15 protein-coding genes are annotated in these 16,403 nt (G+C 53.1%); all 15 read right to left on the minus strand.

Annotation, left to right across the window (positions count from 1 at the left end; all coding sequences use genetic code 11):
• Nucleotides 1-178: 178 nt before the first annotated feature.
• Nucleotides 179-1,504, minus strand: coding sequence for a proline--tRNA ligase (gene proS, locus IE076_RS13225; RefSeq protein ID WP_189437255.1), 1,326 nt, complete (start codon nucleotides 1,502-1,504; stop codon nucleotides 179-181).
• Nucleotides 1,505-2,149: 645 nt separating this feature from the next.
• Complete coding sequence (locus IE076_RS13230; RefSeq protein WP_189437256.1) at nucleotides 2,150-2,428, minus strand: DUF1467 family protein; 279 nt, start codon at nucleotides 2,426-2,428, stop codon at nucleotides 2,150-2,152.
• A 197-nt stretch (nucleotides 2,429-2,625) separates the two neighbouring features.
• Nucleotides 2,626-3,030 (minus strand): methylmalonyl-CoA epimerase, encoded by a 405-nt coding sequence (gene mce, locus IE076_RS13235; protein ID WP_189437257.1) that lies wholly within the window; start codon nucleotides 3,028-3,030, stop codon nucleotides 2,626-2,628.
• A 234-nt stretch (nucleotides 3,031-3,264) separates the two neighbouring features.
• On the minus strand, nucleotides 3,265-4,932 hold the full coding sequence (locus IE076_RS13240) for a ribonuclease J (RefSeq protein WP_189437258.1): 1,668 nt from the start codon (nucleotides 4,930-4,932) through the stop codon (nucleotides 3,265-3,267).
• Nucleotides 4,933-5,066: 134 nt separating this feature from the next.
• On the minus strand, nucleotides 5,067-5,840 hold the full coding sequence (locus IE076_RS13245; RefSeq protein ID WP_209009088.1) for a biotin--[acetyl-CoA-carboxylase] ligase: 774 nt from the start codon (nucleotides 5,838-5,840) through the stop codon (nucleotides 5,067-5,069).
• A 9-nt stretch (nucleotides 5,841-5,849) separates the two neighbouring features.
• A complete protein-coding gene (gene nuoN / locus IE076_RS13250; RefSeq protein WP_189437260.1) occupies nucleotides 5,850-7,292 on the minus strand; it encodes an NADH-quinone oxidoreductase subunit NuoN in 1,443 nt (480 codons plus the stop codon).
• Between the two features lie 18 nt (nucleotides 7,293-7,310).
• On the minus strand, nucleotides 7,311-8,837 hold the full coding sequence (locus IE076_RS13255) for an NADH-quinone oxidoreductase subunit M (protein ID WP_189437261.1): 1,527 nt from the start codon (nucleotides 8,835-8,837) through the stop codon (nucleotides 7,311-7,313).
• Nucleotides 8,837-10,816, minus strand: coding sequence for an NADH-quinone oxidoreductase subunit L (nuoL, locus tag IE076_RS13260; RefSeq protein WP_189437262.1), 1,980 nt, complete (start codon nucleotides 10,814-10,816; stop codon nucleotides 8,837-8,839). The genes IE076_RS13255 and nuoL overlap by 1 nt, the downstream gene beginning before the upstream one ends.
• Nucleotides 10,817-10,823: 7 nt before the next feature.
• The gene (gene nuoK / locus IE076_RS13265; protein WP_189437263.1) at nucleotides 10,824-11,132 is read right to left on the minus strand and encodes an NADH-quinone oxidoreductase subunit NuoK; all 309 of its coding nucleotides are present in this window, start codon (nucleotides 11,130-11,132) and stop codon (nucleotides 10,824-10,826) included.
• Nucleotides 11,133-11,244: 112 nt separating this feature from the next.
• The gene (locus tag IE076_RS13270) at nucleotides 11,245-11,859 is read right to left on the minus strand and encodes an NADH-quinone oxidoreductase subunit J (protein ID WP_189437264.1); all 615 of its coding nucleotides are present in this window, start codon (nucleotides 11,857-11,859) and stop codon (nucleotides 11,245-11,247) included.
• 75 nt (nucleotides 11,860-11,934) lie between these two features.
• Complete coding sequence (nuoI, locus tag IE076_RS13275; RefSeq protein WP_057465605.1) at nucleotides 11,935-12,423, minus strand: NADH-quinone oxidoreductase subunit NuoI; 489 nt, start codon at nucleotides 12,421-12,423, stop codon at nucleotides 11,935-11,937.
• A 122-nt stretch (nucleotides 12,424-12,545) separates the two neighbouring features.
• On the minus strand, nucleotides 12,546-12,782 hold the full coding sequence (locus IE076_RS13280; protein WP_189437265.1) for a hypothetical protein: 237 nt from the start codon (nucleotides 12,780-12,782) through the stop codon (nucleotides 12,546-12,548).
• Nucleotides 12,779-13,858 carry an NADH-quinone oxidoreductase subunit NuoH gene (nuoH, locus tag IE076_RS13285; protein ID WP_189437266.1) on the minus strand — a complete coding sequence of 360 codons (1,080 nt, stop codon included), beginning with the start codon at nucleotides 13,856-13,858 and terminating at the stop codon, nucleotides 12,779-12,781. The genes IE076_RS13280 and nuoH overlap by 4 nt, the downstream gene beginning before the upstream one ends.
• 13 nt (nucleotides 13,859-13,871) lie before the next feature.
• Nucleotides 13,872-15,968: an NADH-quinone oxidoreductase subunit NuoG gene (gene nuoG / locus IE076_RS13290; protein WP_189437267.1), complete on the minus strand. Its 2,097-nt coding sequence runs from the start codon at nucleotides 15,966-15,968 to the stop codon at nucleotides 13,872-13,874.
• The gene (locus IE076_RS13295) at nucleotides 15,965-16,402 is read right to left on the minus strand and encodes a hypothetical protein (protein WP_189437268.1); all 438 of its coding nucleotides are present in this window, start codon (nucleotides 16,400-16,402) and stop codon (nucleotides 15,965-15,967) included. The genes nuoG and IE076_RS13295 overlap by 4 nt, the downstream gene beginning before the upstream one ends.
• Nucleotide 16,403: the final 1 nt, after the last annotated feature.

The following is a 16,403-nucleotide window of genomic DNA, read 5'->3' on the forward strand; positions in this document are numbered from 1 at the left end:
CTGAATCTCTGCCGTCATACTAGACTATTCTCCGTTTCCGCCTGATCAACTACTCCCAGAATATAGGGAGCATGAAGAGCAGGTGCCATAAGCGCTGGCCAAAAGGCCCGGCAGCGACAAAACCGCCGGTACCTAGCATACCATTAAAGCTACTGAGTTACCCCAAGCTTCGCTTCTATCAGCCCTTTAAGGCAGAAATCAGTTTGTTCACAGCAGCTTCCGGGGTCAACATTTCGCGAGCCCCTGTTGAACGGTCCTTCACTTCCACTTCACCGGTCTTCAAACCGCGTGGTCCAACAACCAGCTGATACGGCAAACCGATCAGGTCCATACTTGCAAATTTCTGGCCTGCACTGGTCTTGCGGTCATCATAAAGCACTTCAACACCAGCCTTTTCAAGCTCAGCATATACGCTTTCACAAACCGCGTCACATTCGGAGCCAACCTTCATGTTGATCAGGCCAACATGGAACGGTGCTACCTCTTTAGGCCAGACAATGCCATCATCATCATGACACGCTTCAATGATCGCGCCCAGCAGACGGGACACACCGATGCCGTAAGAGCCCATGTGAACAGGCACTTCCTTGCCCTCAGCTGTCATCACCTTCGCGCCCATAGGCTCGGAGTATTTGGTGCCAAAGTAGAAGATATGACCAACCTCAATACCGCGCGCAGAAACCTTTTTCTCTTCCGCAACAGCTTCAAATGCAGCTTCATCATGCATTTCATCTGTTGCAGCATAAGGAGTGGTCCACTGCTCGATGATACCGGAAAGATCGCCGCCAAAGTCAGTATCTTCACCCGGAATTGGCAGACCAAGAATGTCCTTATCAAGGAACACTTCGCTTTCACCGGTAGACGCCAGCACGATGAACTCATGCGACAGATCACCGCCGATCGGGCCGGTGTCTGCTTTCATCGGAATAGCCGTCAGCCCCATGCGCGCAAAGGTGCGCAGGTAAGCCACAAACATGCGGCGGTAAGCTTCTGTTGCCCGCTCCTTGTCCAGATCAAAGGAATAAGCATCCTTCATCAGGAATTCGCGGCCACGCATCACGCCAAACCGAGGACGCACTTCATCGCGGAACTTCCACTGCACGTGGTAAAGGTTCAGCGGCAGGTCCTTATAGGAGCGCACATAGCTGCGGAAAATGTCTGTGACCATCTCTTCGTTGGTAGGACCAAACAGCATGTCGCGCTCATGACGATCCTCAATGCGCAGCATTTCCTTGCCGTATGCATCATAGCGGCCACTTTCGCGCCACAGATCAGCAGGCTGAATGGTTGGCATAAGCAGCTGGACAGCACCGGAGCGGTTCTGCTCTTCTTCAACGATACGCTGAATTTTGTTAAGCACACGGTGGCCAAGCGGCAGCCATGCATAAATCCCGGCTGACTGCTGACGGATCATACCCGCACGCAACATCAGGCGGTGCGACACGATCTCGGCTTCTTTCGGAGTTTCCTTCAAAATAGGCAGGAAATATCGGGACAAACGCATTAGTTTAACTCTTCAGGTTTTAAGGCTCGCAAGCTCAGATTCATCACCAAGCTTTTATCAATGCCTTCTTAGCAAGCACAACGCCCGTTGTAACTGCCAACATGGCTATATGCCAATTTTCTAAGGCATATTTCCCCATGCACACAGCTTTTGACCTGCACCTTTGGCACCAGTTTGCAGATTTCCCAAAAAATCATAGCTAAAATTTTAGGCAAGCAAAAAATTGAGGCGAATTGATACAAAATGATGACAAACTCATGTGATTACGCTAGTGTCACCTCAACAACAAAAACAGCACCCTTATGCGGTGCTGCAAGGTATCGCGATCTTTAGTCTTGGGAGGAAGGTTCTCGGGCGCCCGTTTTGGTTGCTGCCGGCACTCTACGCAAGTGCAATGAGAACATTTAGACGCGGAACTCGTTCTTATAGCAAGGCTTCGGCCTTGCTTTTTTTTTGCAAATTTCCGCCGGTATCGCTGAGTGAAATTTCATGATTGCTTCACTCAGAAAGAGCCAACTCTTCCCCGCAGACCAGCGCCAGAAACGCAAAAAAGTGATCCCGGAAAGAATCACTTTTGCGAAGCTGATGTTTTTACTCACTAACTCTCGGATTCATCTCCACAGGCAAGCTGTGCAAAACCAGAGATCAAGACGGCGCATTGCCCATCAGCTGATCAACCAGCGGGAATAGGTGTGCCCCAAGCCCGGACTCCAGGAACCAATAGACCCCAGCAAACACAATCGTCGTCACAATCGTGTTGATGATCACCTTCTTGAGCATCTGCGGATGCTTGGGTGCGCTCTCGGCAGTCCCGGGAACCACCTCTCCCTCTTCCGCTTGGGTACGAACCCCAAATGGCAAGATGGCCAAAAACAAAATCCACCACATCATGAAATAAAGGGCAACGAGTAGCGGTGTAGCCATAGGTCTGCTCCAGGAGTTTCTTGTTCTATCTGCAGCTGGTCGCTCTCACAAAAGCAACCAGCCAACCATGGTATTTTCCGAAAAGCGCCTTCCGGCGATCACACGAACGTATACCATACTGATTTCTACCTACAAGAAATAGGTGCAGACCGAAAGTCTTCCGGTTTTTGCAAACCACAAGTCTTTGAAAAATCGCCTTAAGCCTGTTCCAGTTCTGTCAGCGTGCCAAGGAAGTCTTTGGGATGCAGGAACAGAACCGGTTTGCCGTGTGCACCAATCTTTGGCTCGCCGTCGCCCAGAATGCGGGCACCATTGGCAACCAGCTGGTCACGGGCAGCAAGAATGTCATCGACCTCGTAACAGATGTGATGAATGCCGCCCTGCGTATTGCGCTCCAGAAACTTGGAGATGGGAGAGTTCTCGCCAAGCGGCTCCAGCAGCTCAATCTTCGTGTTTGGAAGCTCAATAAACACGGTAGATACACCATGATCCGGCTGCGCCACCTTTTCTGAGGCAATACCGCCAAGCGTATCACGGTACACTTTCAACGCCTCATCCATATCCAACACGGCAATCGCAACGTGGTTCAATCGTCCAATCATGACGGTCCTCCCAAAAATTCTTCACTCTGGAGCGCATCCATTTGAATGCACACAATCAAATGGCAGGATTTTGCTCAAACAAAGAAGTCAAAGCACACTGCATGAATGCAAATGAACGCGGATGAGTTCTAAGGAACAGATTTCCCTTGCAAAGTCTATTGGATCAAAAGTCAAAGGCCGCAGGCGATCTCCTCACCTGCGGCCTCAAAATCTCATAGGACACGGATCAATAGATCAAACGCGCTGAACCAAAGCCTTACAAAGCGGCTTCTTACCCCAATGCTCCACAACAGCATAGCGCCCTGCCCGTCTGGCAGCCTCACGCACCAGTTCCACATCACGGCGGCGGCTTTTTGGAATTGAAATCACCGCCCCATAGACCGCATCTCGCACAGCATCTTCAAACGGCGTCCCATCCTCGGTCTCGTCGGGCATACCAAACAGCACCACATCAATATCGCCAAGCAGCTCGCCGCGACCATCCAAAATCAGCGAGATCGTCACGCTGCCAGCAAACGAAAGCTTGCGCCGTTCCTGAACACCAGTTTCCTCTGGCGCAGCAGTCAGGCGACCATCGCGAACCAGAATACCAGCAGGCGCTTCATCAATCACATCAAGCTTCCCTGGATGCAAACGGACCATATCGCCATCGCGAATGATCTTCACATCCTTTACGCCTTTGCCCTCGGCAAATTCCTTGTGGCATTGCAAATGCAACGCTTCACCATGAACTGGCAAAACCTTCTTCGGGCGAACCAGATTGTAAACCTGATCCAGCTCCCCGCGCCGCGGGTGACCTGACACATGCACCAGCGCATCACGGTCAGTCACCACATGCAGGCCCTGCTGGGTCAGCTGGTTGATAATGCCGTAAACGGCCTTCTCGTTGCCTGGAATGGTACGACTGGAAAAGATGACCATATCGCCAGATGACAGTGCAATCTGGCGGTGCTGGTCACCGGCAATCCGCGCCATCGCAGCCCGTGCTTCACCTTGAGACCCAGTACACAGCGCAACAACCTTATCGCGCGGTAAGGAACCGTAGGTCTCTTCATCGCGGAACGGGGCTACACCATCAAGATAACCAAGATCACGCGCAATCTCCACGGTGCGCAACATGCTCCGACCAATCACAACAATCTCGCGCTCTGCCGCCATCGCTGCTTCGGCAACCGCACGCATACGCGCAACGTTGGAGGCAAACGTGGTCACGGCAACCCGGTGCGGCGCCTCTTTGATGATGCGAGTCAGTTCTTCCTTCACGTCCGCTTCACTCGGGCTCACCCCGTCACGGACCGCATTGGTGCTGTCACAGACAAACACATCAACGCCTTCATCACCCAGCTCACGCAAGCGCTGCAGGTCAATCGCCTTGCCAACACCAGGCGTCAGATCGATCTTCCAGTCACCGGAATGCAGCACCAGCTGACCGCCAACACGAATTGCCAGCGCACACGGCTCTGGAATCGAGTGGGTCATGGTCACCAGCTCAACATCAAAGACACCAGCCTTAAACCGGTCTCCCTGATTGACCACGGTGACAGGAATTTCATAGTCAGCACCGTCCCCAATCAGCTTGGCTTCCAGCAGACGCGCAGTAAACGGCGTCGCATAGACTGGCAGCTCCAACCGCTTCCATAGGTAGGACAGCGCACCGTAATGGTCTTCGTGGGCATGGGTAATAACGATACCGTCGATGCGGGAGCGCTCTTCTTCCAGAAAACGGATATCCGGCAAAATAAGATCTACGCCCGGCATATCCGGTCCGGCAAAGGAAACGCCGAAATCAACAATCAGCCAGCGTCGGTCGTCCTCAGGTCCATATCCATAAAGACCAAGGTTCATTCCAATTTCGCCAACACCGCCCAAAGGCAGGAACACGAGCTCTTGAGTGCTCGACATCTAAGACTCCTTTAAAGCGTATTCCCGAAAAATGGTTCCGGTTCTTAAAAATAAGAATACGCGTATCAACTCAAGGTCCTGACAGACATGCGGCCACTCTCTCAGTGGCTCGGCAAAACGTGCTCTACACGTCTTCAGGAAAAGAAAACATCACCGGCTGTCACCAGCCGCTCGCCGCCATGATCCAGTTTCACAATCAGGCGGCCCATTTGGTCGATGTCCATAAAGACACCGGAAAATTCTTCGTTGCTCAGGCGTACGCGGATTGGTTTCCCGCGCCCTACGGCGCGTCGCAGCCATGCAGATCTGATCACCTCAAATCCGCTGGCAGCTTTCCACGTCTCCAGCCATCGTGCAAAACTTTGCGCAAGTGCGTCAAACACCAAGCCTGGCTCACACATGTATCCCATGCTGCGTAAATCTGTAACCGCATAATCACTCAAATCCGGGTGATGGGACACGTTGACACCAAAACCGCACACAAGGCACAGCTCACCATTAGGCCCACTTTCGCTCTCAAGCAATATGCCGGAGACCTTTTGTCCGTCAATCAGCACATCGTTGGGCCATTTCAGCTGCGCCAGATCATGCGCTCCTGTGGCCCGCTCCAAAGCTTCACCCAATGCAAGCGCAGCCACGAACGGTAACTGTACGATCTTCTCACTATGCTCATCCATCCGCAGCAAAACGGAGGCAAACAGATTACCAGACTCAGACGTCCATGCCCGCCCCCGTCGCCCACGACCACTCACCTGAATGTCGGAGCGAACCCACAAATTGCCCGGATGTCCTTCCCGTGCCTTTTGCAGGCCGTAAGAGTTGGTGGAGCCGATTTGATCGTAATGCTTAAAACAAAAGCCCGGCGCAGAGCGCACCGGGCCTTCGTCAACTAATTGTCCAATCGTCATCATCGGCAACTAGAACAGAACGCTGGCCGCATTGGCCGCCGCATTCATGATTGGTTCCGGCATGATGAAGAACAGACCGACAACCGCACTGGACAGTCCCAGTACAATCTTCATTTCACCAGACATTGGTAGAAATTCGCCGGTTGCATCATCAAAGAACATGACCTTGATCACACGCAGGTAATAGTAGGCTGCCACAACGCTGGCCACCAGACCAATGACCACCAGTGGAACAAGACCAGCCTCAACCGCAGCAATGAACACGTAGAACTTACCGAAGAAGCCAAAGAGTGGTGGCAGACCGGTCAGGGAGAACATGATCACGGCCAGCAACACCGCCATTGGCAGATTGGTCTTGGAAAGACCGGCCAGATCAGAAATCTCCTCAACCATACCTTCCTTGCGGCGCATGGAAAGGATGCAGGCAAACGCACCCAGTGTCATCGCAAGGTAAGCGGTCATGAACACAATAACGCCTTCGATACCAGCTTCTGTGCCAGCAGCAAGACCAACAAGTGCATAGCCCATGTTACCGATGGAAGAGTATGCCATCAGACGCTTGATGTTTCGCTGGCCAATCGCTGCAAAGGCTCCAAGACCCATGGACGCGATGGCAATGAACACAACAATCTGCTGCCAGTCGGTGGTCACCTGACCCAGTGGCTCAACGAGCACACGGATCAACATACCAAACGCGGCAACCTTCGGAGCTGCTGCAAAGAAAGCAGTTACCGGAGTTGGCGCACCTTCATAAACGTCCGGGGTCCACATATGGAATGGAACCGCAGAGATCTTGAAGGCGATACCCGCCAGCATGAACACGATACCGAACACCAGACCAAGGGAGGCACGCTCTTCTGTCAGAGCAGACGCGATACCCGCAAAGTCGGTGTGACCAGTAAAGCCGTAGATGAAGGACATACCGTAAAGCAGCATACCGGAAGACAACGCCCCAAGGACGAAGTACTTCAGGCCCGCCTCGGTGGAGCGAACAGAGTCACGGTTGATCGCCGCAACCACATAAAGCGCCAGAGATTGCAGCTCGATACCCAGATACATGGAGATCAAGTCATTGGCAGAAAGCATCAGCATCATACCAACGGTCGCGATCACGATCAGGATCGGGTACTCAAAGCGGTCAAAGTTCTGCGAACGTGCATAGGCAACAGACATTGCAATGGCAAAGCCCGACCCGATCAGCACCAGCACCTTCAGGTACTGGGAGAATGCATCCTGTACGAACGCACCATTGAAGGTCTCACCGTAATGCGGGCTAACCAGCAGGATCAAACCTGCAACAGTTAGCAACGCAACACAGATACCCGTTACCAGTGGAGTAGATTTCTCTCCACCAAAAGCCCCAACCATCAGCAGTACCATTGCGCCGATGATCAAAAGGATCTCGGGCAACACTGGCATTAGATCAGGCATTGCTAGAAGCTCAGCAGTCATGAGTGCGCAGCTCCCCTGTTAATGGCTGGACACTGCAGCGGCTGCATGGGCAAGCCCACTCGCATCAAGCGCTGCATTGTAATTGGAGATAAGGGCATCAACGGACGCGGACGTCACATCCAGCACTGCTGCTGGGTAGAACCCGAAGAAGATAGTCAAAATAATCAGCGGAGCCAGGATCAGCTTCTCACGCGCATTCAAGTCCAGCATGGATTTGAGGCTTTCCTTCTCCAGCGCGCCAAACACAACGCGGCGGTAAAGGAACAAAGCATAAGCAGCTGACAGGATCACACCGGTTGCAGCGAAGAACGCCACCCAGGTGTTCACCTGGAACACACCGACCATCGTCAGGAATTCACCCACGAAACCGGCGGTACCTGGCAGGCCAACGTTAGCCATGGTGAAGATCATGAAGGCAACCGCATACCGGGGCATGTTGTTGACCAGACCACCATAGGCAGAAATCTGACGAGTGTGCATACGGTCATAGATAACACCAACGCACAGGAACAGTGCACCGGAGATCAGACCATGCGCTAGCATCATGAAGATCGCGCCTTCAATACCCTGCGCGTTGGCAGAGAAGATACCCATGGTCACGAAGCCCATGTGAGCAACGGATGAGTATGCAATTAGCTTCTTGATATCTTCCTGTGCCAACGCCACCAGTGAGGTGTAGATGATCGCCACGATCGACAACGTAAAGATGAACGGCGCGAACATGTCACTGGCAATCGGGAACATCGGCAACGAGAACCGTAGGAAGCCGTAACCACCCATTTTCAGCAGGATCGCAGCAAGCACAACAGAACCAGCCGTCGGTGCTTCCACGTGCGCATCCGGCAACCAGGTGTGAACCGGCCACATTGGCATCTTCACCGCAAAGCTTGCAAAGAACGCCAGCCACAGCCAGGTCTGCATCTGAGCTGGGAATTCACTCTCATTCAGAAGAGTTGGAATATCCAGCGTGCCAGCCTGCCAGTACATGGCCATGATAGCCGCCAGCATCAGCACGGAGCCGAGCAAGGTGTACAGGAAGAACTTGTAGCTTGCATAAACGCGGCGCGGACCACCCCAAACACCGATGATAAGGAACATCGGAATGAGGCCAGCCTCGAAGAACACGTAAAACAGAACCAGATCCAAGGCACAGAACACACCGATCATCAGTGTTTCCAGAACCAGGAAGGCGATCATGTATTCTTTTACGCGGTCCTGAATGCTCTCCCAGCTTGCCAGAATGCAAAGTGGCATCAGGAAGGTGGTCAGGATAACGAACAGCATGGAAATGCCGTCCACACCCATGTGGTAGGTGAAGGTATCACCAAACCAATTGTACTTCTCCACCATCTGGAAGCCAGGGTTCTCATTCGTGAACCCACCCCAGATGAACAGGGAGGTGATAAATGTGAAGGTCGTTGTAATCAGCGCCACGCGCCGAATATTCGTCTTCGCATCTGGGTCATCTCCCCGCACCAGCAGGATGAAGAAGACACCTACCAGTGGGAGAAATGTTGTGATGGAAAGGATGGACCAGTCGTTCATTAATGAACTCCCCCACCGGAGAACATGGCCAGGGTGACGAAGAAGGCGACCCCGATCAACATGGCGAATGCGTAGTGATAGATGTAACCAGACTGCAGGCGAACAACCCAACCGGTAACCTGCTGAACGCGTGAGGCAACACCATCGGGACCAAGTCCGTCAATGATCGTGCCGTCACCGCGCTTCCACAGGAAGCGGCCAAGTGCCATGGCAGGCTTCACAAACAGGAAGTCATAGAGCTCATCGAAGTACCACTTGTTCAGGAGGAACTTGTAAAGTGGCTGATGGCGCTCTGCCAAAACCTTCGGCATGTCTGGTTTTGCGATGTAGAACATGTAAGCGACAATGAAGCCGCCGATCATGGCGAGGGTCGGAGACAGAGCAACCATCCAATGCACATGGTGCATTTCTTCAATGACTGCCAGCTCGCTGTTTGTGCCGCCAAAGACGCCTTTCCAGAAGTGTCCGTAGTCGTGACCCATGAACGCTTCTTTAAAGACCATACCTGCAAACAAGGCGCCAATGGACAGAAGAAGCAATGGGATCAGCATGACCCATGGGCTCTCGTGAATGTGTTTCATCACATCAACGGAAGCACGCGGCTTGCCATGGAAGGTCATGAATACCAAACGCCAGCTGTAGAAGCTCGTCAGCAACGCAGCAATCACAGTCGCCCAGTAGGCGTAGCTTGCAAAGGCGTTATGGCCAACATAAGCCGCTTCGATGATCGCATCTTTGGAAACAAAGCCAGCTGTTCCGATACCAATAAACGGAATACCAAAACCTGTCAGCGCCAGCGTACCAATCATCATGGTCCAGTAGGTCCATGGAATGTGCTTGCGCAGGCCGCCCATCTTACGCATGTCCTGCTCGTCGGAAACCGCATGGATAACGGAACCGGCGCAAAGGAACAAAAGCGCCTTGAAGAAAGCGTGTGTGAACAGGTGGAAGATACCAACGCCGAACGCACCAACACCAAGAGCCACGAACATGTAACCCAACTGCGAACAGGTGGAATACGCAATCACGCGCTTGATGTCGTTCTGCACACAGCCAATGGTCGCTGCAAAGAACGCGGTGGTCGCACCAAAGAAGGTCACAACGGCCATCGCAGTTGGAGCAAGCTCAAAGACTGGAGCAAGACGCGCTACCATGAACACACCAGCTGTCACCATGGTCGCTGCGTGGATCAGCGCGGAAACAGGCGTCGGGCCTTCCATCGCGTCCGGCAACCAGGTGTGCAGCAGAAACTGCGCTGATTTACCCATGGCACCCATGAAGAGCAGCAGACACACAACGGTCAGCGCTCCTTCAGGCATCAACTCAAAACCAAGGAAGTTCAGAACCGGCTCTGTCCCCTCAAGAAGGGTCGGACCACTGCTGAAGATCGAGGTGAAGTCGATGGAACCATAAAGGTAGAAGACACCGAAGATACCAAGTGCAAAACCAAAGTCACCAACACGGTTGACGATAAACGCCTTCATCGCGGCGGCATTGGCAGAGGGTTTCTGGTACCAGAATCCGATCAGCAGGTAAGAGGCCAGACCAACACCTTCCCAACCAAAGAACATCTGCAACAGGTCATCAGCTGTGACCAGTGTCAGCATGGCAAAGGTGAAGAGAGACAGGTAGGCAAAGAACCGTGGCCGATGCGGGTCGTGGTGCATGTACCCGATAGAGTAGATGTGCACCAGACAGGAAACGGAGTTCACAACCACCAGCATCACTGCGGTGAGTGTATCCACACGGATGGTCCAGTTAACCGCAAGATCGCCCGAAGTGATCCAGCGGAAAATTGTCACAATTTCCGTAGTTTCCGACCCGAGGCCGTATTGAAAAAACACCACCCAGGAAAGAAGGGCTGCGACAATCATAAAGCCGCTGGTGATGTACTCGCTGGCTTTGACCCCAAGCCGATTGCCGAACATTCCGACAATCAGGAAGCCAAGCAACGGCAGAAAAACGATTGCTGAAAACATCCGCCCCTCAGCCTTTCATCATATTGATGTCTTCCACGGCGATAGAGCCGCGGTTACGGAAGTAAACAACCACAATAGCCAGGCCAATGGCCGCCTCTGCTGCTGCAACGGTAAGAACCAGGAGCGCAAAGATCTGACCAACCAAATCCTGCATAAAGTAGGAAAATGCCACCAGGTTGATGTTAACTGCGAGCAATAACAGCTCGATAGACATCAGGATCACGATGACGTTCTTTCGGTTAAGAAAGATGCCAAAGATCCCGATCGTGAATAGGATCGCTGCGACCCCGAGATAGTGCGCTATGCCAATTTCCATGGGCGCCTCTCAGTGCTCCCCGTGTTCTATTCAAACTCCGGAGAAGGAACCTTCTTTATGAAGGCCATTTCTCCGGTACGAATTAATGTCAAAGACCCGTTACGAACGCGTCTTACAACCCCTTGCCACTTTCAACTTTGACCACTTCGATCGAAGTTTCAGGACGACGGGCTACCTGCTCAGAGATGTTCTGACGGCGAACGCCCGGCTTGTGGCGGAGGGTCAATACGATCGCACCGATCATTGCAACCAGCAGCACCAGTCCAGCAATCTGGAACCAGTAAATGTAGCGGGTGTAAAGCAATTCACCGATAGCGGCGATATTCTGTGTCTGCTCAACAGGAGGTATCGGGGCGGACCCCTCACCCAAGAGGCCAGGAGCGATGTACCAACCACTCACGACCATCAGAAGCTCAGCCAGCAGAATTGCACCAATCAGCGCGCCGATCGGCAAATACTGCAAGAACCCCTGACGCATCTCGGCAAAGTCAACATCCAGCATCATGACCACGAACAGGAACAGCACCATCACCGCTCCCACGTAGACAACAACCAGAAGCATTGCCAGATACTCGGCACCAATCAGCACAAACAACCCGGCTGCATTAAAGAAGCACAGGATGAGGAACAGCACTGAGTGAACCGGATTGCGAGATGCAATCACCATGAAGGCAGAGGCCACCGCTAGTGCGGCAAACAGATAGAAAAACAGGGCCTGCAAAACCATTTTTAGGTTGCCTTTGTCCTATTGTCTCGCCCGGTTAGTGCAAAGCTTCAACCGGACACATCTTAACTCCCCGCCTTAACGGTAAGGAGCATCCAATTCGATATTGCGAGCGATTTCACGCTCCCAACGCTCCCCATTCGCAAGCAGCTTGTCCTTGTCATAGAACAGCTCTTCCCGCGTCTCGGTCGCAAATTCAAAGTTCGGGCCTTCTACGATCGCATCCACCGGACACGCTTCCTGACAGAACCCGCAGTAAATGCACTTGGTCATGTCAATGTCGTAGCGTGTGGTACGGCGTGTACCATCGTTACGACGAGGTCCAGCTTCAATCGTAATGGCCTGCGCAGGGCAGATCGCTTCACACAGCTTACAAGCAATGCAGCGCTCTTCTCCGTTCGGATACCGGCGCAAGGCGTGTTCACCGCGAAAACGCGGACTTACAGCACCCTTTTCAAAGGGATAGTTGATCGTCGGCTTCGGCTTGAAGAAGTAACGCATGGCAAGAAAGAATGCCGACACGAACTCCTTCAAAAGCAACGACTTTGCGGCCTGTCCCAGTCCCATAGCCTTTACAGCCCTTTCTTGATCGAACATGCCACCGGCATGGATGATCGATTACAATCCAAGAGAACCAGCGATGACTTCAGTGAAGTCATACAAGGTTCTCGTTACCCTTTCCTCTCGAATTAAGGAGCAATGCTAGCTCCGGCGAGATATCCGATAATCGGGATCCCGATTATCGTCAGGGTAAAAATGACTTTGCGGATCATCGGTTCCGCCAGCTCAACCCAACCTTTGTCGGCTGGGTTGCGCTCTCGATCCTTGTTGATGGCTGCCTCCATAAATCCAAGAAGGAGACGGTAGTTCAGCCATCCAAGGCAAATTCCCATCACACCACCGATCAGACCGGCGATGGAAATCATGCTCCGGCTCCGAACCCGCCAACTGGTGGGGCCCAGCCCATGAACATCAGCACGAAGGCCACGATGAACACCATTGCCAGCGACAGCGGCAGGAAGACTTTCCAACCCAGACGCATCAGCTGGTCATAGCGGTAACGTGGAACCATCGCCTTCGCCATGGAGATGAAGAAGAACACCAGCAGACACTTGAGCAGGAACCAGATGATCCCCGGCACCCATGTGAATGGTGCAGCGTCAATTGGTGGCAACCAGCCGCCCATGAACAGGATCGTCATCAGACCGCACATCAGGGAGATAGCAACATACTCACCCAGCATGAACATCATGTAAGGGGTGGAGCCATATTCAACCATGAAGCCCGCAACCAGTTCAGATTCCGCTTCCGCCAGATCGAATGGAGGACGGTTTGTTTCTGCCAGTGCAGAAACAAAGAACACCACGAACATCGGGAACAGCGGCAACCAGTACCAGTTCAGGAACGACAGCCACGGAACGCCCAGTGTATAGGCAAGGCCGCGAGACTGTTGTGCGTAAACGATCTCAGAAAGGTTCAGCGATCCAACGCAGAGCAGAACGGTCACGATAACGAAGCCGATAGACACTTCGTAAGAAACCATCTGAGCTGCAGAACGCAGAGCTGACAGGAACGGGTATTTTGAGTTAGAAGCCCAGCCACCAATGATTACGCCGTAAACACCAAGTGAACTGATTGCCAGAATATACAAAATACCAACATTGATGTCTGCAATCACCCAACCGCTCGCAACCGGGAGAACCACCCAGCCGGCAAGAGCCAGGACCACTGTAACCAGCGGCGCAAACAAAAACAGGAACTTGTCAGACCCCGATGGGATCACCGGCTCTTTCAAAACGAATTTCAAAAGATCCGCAAAACTCTGCAGCAGGCCCCAGGGGCCAACCACGTTAGGACCACGACGGATCTGGACAGCAGCCCAGATCTTACGGTCCGCATAAAGAATGTAAGCAACTATCAGCAGCAGCACGACCATCAAGAGCAAGCTCTGCGCAAGCATTATGATCAGCGGCCAGCCGTAATTCCAGAAAAAATCTTCCATGCTCACCGTCCCCTTATTCCGCCGCCTCAGCTCGGCGCTGCATGGCAAGTGCGGAACACTCGGCCATCACCGCTGAAGCTCGGGCAATCGGGTTGGTTAGATAAAAATCACTGAATGCCTGCGCAAAGCCGGCACCACTCATATCACCACCACGAGCCGCCAGCTTGGAAATATCCGAAGCCATACCGGTCGCGATGCCGTTTACATTCGCCATATGAGGAACAGCTTCAACAACCGCTGCGCGCAGCTGCGCGAAGGTGTTAAAGGCAAGAGGCTTACCAAGCGCACCGGAAAGCGCACGAATGATCGCCCAGTCCTCACGTGCATCCCCTGGAGGGAACGACGCGCGGCTTGCCAGCTGCACACGGCCTTCAAGGTTCACATAGGTGCCTGATTTTTCGGTATAGGCCGCACCTGGCAGAATAACGTCAGCACGGTGTGCACCACGGTCGCCATGCGTACCGATATAAACGACGAACGCGTCACCGAAGGAAGACATGTCCAGTTCATCTGCGCCAAGCAAGAACACAACATCAACGTCACCCTTGGCAGCTGCATCCTGAATACCACCAGTGCTCAGACCGCCCTCACCCGGAACAAATCCCAGGTCCAGACCGCCAACACGGCTTGCAGCAGTGTGAAGAACGTTAAAGCCGTTCCACTCATCGCTCACAGCACCAATGTCTTGCGCCAGCTTTGCGGCAGCAGCCAGAACAGCAGCGCCGTCTTCACGGGCAATCGCGCCTTCACCAACAATGATCATTGGCCGCTTCGCGCCCTTCAGCACATCAGCAAATGAATTCTTGCCAGCAACAAGCTCTGCCAGAGTGTCAGGGCCTGCGCCCAGATGGTCAACGTCGTAAGTCAGATCAACCGGCTCACCAATCAGACCAACCTTCAACGCGCCGCGACGCCATGTCTTGCGGATACGGGCATTCAGCACTGGCGCTTCAATCCGCGGGTTCGCACCTACGATCAAAATTGCATCAGCGTCTTCAATGCCTTCCACGGAAGAGTTAAACAGATACGTTGTCCGGCCCAAAGAAGGATCAAGCTGCGCGCCATCCTGGCGACAATCCATGTTTACGGACCCGATGCTCTCCATGAGAGCCTTCAGCGCAAACATGTCTTCAACAGAAGCAAGGTCACCGGCAATTGCAGCAGTCTTTGCGCCGCCAGCCGCTTTCACCTTGGCCGCCACCGCGTTCAGCGCATCGGTCCAGCTCGCAGCAGCCAGCTTACCGTTCTGCTTCACGTATGGGCGATCCAGACGCTGTGTCTTCAGACCATCCCAGATGAAACGAGATTTGTCTGAGATCCATTCCTCGTTCACCTCTTCATTGAGGCGAGGCATGATGCGCATGACTTCCTTGCCGCGTGTATCAACACGAATGGCGGAGCCAAGAGCGTCCATCACGTCGATGCTTTCTGTCTTCACCAGCTCCCATGGACGAGCGTTGAACTCGTAAGGGGCAGAAGTCAGAGCACCAACCGGGCAAAGGTCAATCACGTTGCCCTGCATCTCGGAGGAAAGCGCTTCTTCCAGATAACTGGTAATTTCCGCATCTTCCCCACGGCCAATCAGGCCAAGGTCGGAAACACCGGCAACTTCGGTCGTAAAGCGAACACAGCGCGTGCAGTGAATGCAGCGTGTCATGATCGTCTTCACAAGCGGACCGATATATTTATTTTCAACTGCGCGCTTGTTTTCATAAAAACGCGAACCATCTACACCGTACGCCATGGCCTGATCCTGAAGATCACACTCACCGCCTTGGTCACAGATAGGGCAGTCCAGCGGGTGGTTGATCAGGAGAAACTCCATCACACCTTCACGCGCTTTTTTCACCATTGGAGACTTTGTAAAGATCTCTGGTGGCTGTCCCTCTGGCCCCGGACGCAGATCGCGCACGCCCATTGCACAAGAGGCAACCGGCTTTGGCGGGCCGCCCTTCACTTCTACAAGGCACATGCGACAGTTGCCGGCTACGGAGAGCCGGTCATGAAAACAGAACCGCGGGATTTCCGCACCGGCCTCTTCACAGGCCTGCATAACGGTATATTCCGCAGGAACGTCAATTTCTTTGCCGTCGACGACAAGCTTGGTCATGCGTTGACCTCTTTTCTAACTGCTCTCAGGGCGTCTGCCATTTTGCCACCATAGTGACTTTGACCGCCCGAACAGAACCATTCATTCTGAGAAAGATACTCGCGATGGTAGCGGAGTTGATCCCGGACGCAGTTGCGCCAAGCTTGTGACTTCGGCAACACTTCGAGCATTTGCTCACATGCATTGAGCATATAGGAAGCAAACCACTCATACTGTTCGAACTCCCGATCGTTGCTAGGCATCTTTCCAGACGCCCAATCTGGGTTTTGAACGGCGAGTTTCAGATATTCAGCATAAATCTGATTAGCAACCGCCTCACGCTGTATCAAACGTGCAAGCTTTAATTGCCAAGCAGCTGCAATGAATGAGCCACCTGCAAACAATGCGCTAGCAATGGAGACGATTTGAGTTATTTCCAATGCCCCGAATTCCATC

This window comes from Pseudovibrio japonicus, assembly GCF_014651595.1.
Taxonomy (GTDB): domain Bacteria; phylum Pseudomonadota; class Alphaproteobacteria; order Rhizobiales; family Stappiaceae; genus Pseudovibrio; species Pseudovibrio japonicus.